Source organism: Paraburkholderia sp. RL18-085-BIA-A, from assembly GCF_046027075.1.
Taxonomy (GTDB): domain Bacteria; phylum Pseudomonadota; class Gammaproteobacteria; order Burkholderiales; family Burkholderiaceae; genus Paraburkholderia.
The window spans coordinates 1-391 of sequence record NZ_JARESU010000637.1 but is presented as its reverse complement, the minus strand read 5'-3'; the positions used below and the strand labels follow the sequence as shown (position 1 = coordinate 391).

Sequence of the window (391 nt, the reverse complement as noted above, 5' to 3'; positions counted from 1 at the left end):
CGAAGCACAAGCCGGGTCTGGTGATGCACACCGCCGGCTGGCCGCTGGAAAACGATACCTACGGCGGCTCGTTCCTCTATCACATGGACAACAACCAGGTGGTGGTCGGCTTCGTGGTCGGTCTGGGCTACACCAATCCGTACCTGTCGCCGTTCGAGGAATTCCAGCGCTACAAGACCCATCCGGCGATCCGCGCGATTCTGGAAGGCGGCAAGCGTGTGTCGTACGGCGCTCGGGCGATCACGGCCGGCGGCCTGATGTCCCTGCCGAAGCTGGTGTTCCCAGGTGGCGCGCTGGTCGGCGACGATGCGGGCTTCCTGAACGCGTCGCGGATCAAGGGTTCGCATGCGGCGATCAAAACCGGCATGCTCGCGGCCGAAGCCGCGTTTGA

At 64.5% G+C, this 391-nt stretch carries 1 protein-coding gene; it reads left to right on the top strand.

What is annotated here, in order from left to right:
- On the top strand, nucleotides 1–391 hold a 391-nt coding region (locus tag P0D89_RS54180), incomplete at both ends, for an NAD(P)/FAD-dependent oxidoreductase (RefSeq protein ID WP_408379869.1).